Consider the following 2099-nt stretch of genomic DNA (forward strand, 5'->3'; position numbering starts at 1 on the left):
TGCAAAAACGCATCAAGCAATCCGCCACGCGCGAGCAGACGCGCATCGAATTCGCGGATCGGCAGCAGCCGTTGCTGCTGTCGTACGCCCAACAGCGGCTGTGGTTCCTGACCGAACTCGATCGCGCCGCCAGCATCGCCTACCATATCCCGGCGCAATTGCGGCTCAAGGGAAGTTTGAACCAGACGGCGCTGAAGGATACGCTCGACCGCATCGTGGCGCGCCACGAAAGCCTGCGCACGACCTTTGTGAATGTCGATGGCGCGCCGGTGCAGCGCATCGCCGCAGCCGGTGCCGGCATGGCGCTGGAACAGCGTGACCTGCGCCACCTGCCGCCGCGCGAACGCGAAAGCGCCGTACAGCGCTTCTCGGACGAGGAAGCGGTGCGGCCTTTCGACTTGGCCGCCGGCCCGCTGATACGCTGCCAGTTGCTGCACCTGGCCGAGGATGAACATGTATTGCTGTTGACGCAGCATCATATCGTCTCCGACGGCTGGTCGATCGGCGTGCTGGTGCGCGAGATCAGCACGCTGTACGCCGCCTTCAGCGCTGGCCAGGCCGATCCGCTGCCGCCGCTGGCGATCCAGTATGCCGACTATGCGGCATGGCAGCGCGGCTGGCTGCAGGGCGATGTCCTGCAAGCGCAGAGCGCGTTCTGGAAAGAACAATTGACAGGTGCGCCGGCGCTGCTGGAACTGCCGACCGACCGTCCGCGTCCGGCCCGGCAAAGCTACACCGGCGGCAGCGTGCAGGTGCGCTTCGATGCCGCGCTGACCGCCGGCTTGAAAGCGCTGAGCCAGAAGCACGGCGCGACGCTGTTCATGACCCTGCTGGCAGGCTGGGCCGCGCTGTTGGCGCGCCTGTCGGGCCAGGATGATGTGGTGGTCGGCACGCCGGTGGCCAACCGTCAGCGCGCCGAGGTGGAGGGCTTGATCGGCTTCTTCGTCAACACGCTGGCGCTGCGGGTGAAGCTGGAGGGCGATCCGAGCGTGGCGCAGCTGCTGGCGCAAGTCAAGGCGCACACGCTGGGAGCGTACGAGCATCAGGATCTGCCGTTCGAGCAAGTCGTCGATGCGGTGCAGCCGGCACGCAGCATGCGCCACAGCCCGCTGTTCCAGGTCATGCTCAGTCTGGACAACGCTCCCGGCGGCACCTTGCAGCTGCCGGGCCTGAGCATTGAAAGCGTGCAGCCGAAACACAATACCGCGCAGTTCGACCTGACGCTGTCGCTGGCTGAAAGCGACGGCCGCCTGAGCGGCAACCTGCGCTACGCCAGCGACCTGTTCGACGCCGCCACCATCGAACGCATCGCCGGCTATTTCACCAGCCTGCTGCGTGCCATGGTCGCCGACGACAGCATGGCGCTGAGCCGCGTGGCGCTGCTCGGCGCCGCCGAGCGCCGCCAGGTACTGGCAGATTTCAACGACACCACCCAGGCCTATCCCGACGACAAGCTGCTGCATCAATTCTTCGAGGAGCAGGTTCGCCGCAGTCCGCAGGCGAGCGCGCTGATTTTCGAAGGCCAGCACCTCAGCTACGATGCGCTCAATCGCCGCGCCAACCGGCTGGCGCACCATCTGCGCAGCTACGGCGTGCAACCGGATTCGCGCGTGGCCATCTGCATGGAGCGCAGCATCGAGATGGTGGTCGGCCTGCTGGCCATCGTCAAGGCCGGCGGTGCCTATGTGCCGCTCGATCCGGGCTATCCCGCCGACCGCCTCGCGTACATGCTGGCCGATTGCGCCCCGGCCATCCTGCTGACGCACAGCGCGGTGGCCGGGTGCCTCGATGCCGGCCAAACGCGGGCCATCGTCGTCGATGCCGGGGACGATGCGCGCGCCATTGCGGCACAATCGGACGCCAACCCGGACGCTGAGGCCATCGGCCTGCATGCGGGCCACCTCGCCTATGTGATCTACACCTCCGGCTCCACCGGCCAGCCCAAGGGCGCGATGAACGAGCATGGCGCGGTGGTCAACCGCCTGTGCTGGATGCAACAGGCGTTCTGCCTCGGTGCCGATGACCGCGTCCTGCAAAAAACGCCGTTCAGCTTTGACGTGTCTGTGTGGGAGTTCTTCTGGCCGCTGATGTCTGGCGCC

The 2099-nt window shown here is 66.6% G+C and carries 1 protein-coding gene; it reads left to right on the forward strand.

Going from position 1 to position 2099, the window contains the following annotated elements; all coding sequences use genetic code 11:
- The coding region (locus AC0V2Y_RS27715; RefSeq protein ID WP_475418426.1) for a condensation domain-containing protein at positions 1-2099 on the forward strand (2099 nt) is incomplete at both ends.

This window comes from Janthinobacterium sp. BHSEK (assembly GCF_056174685.1).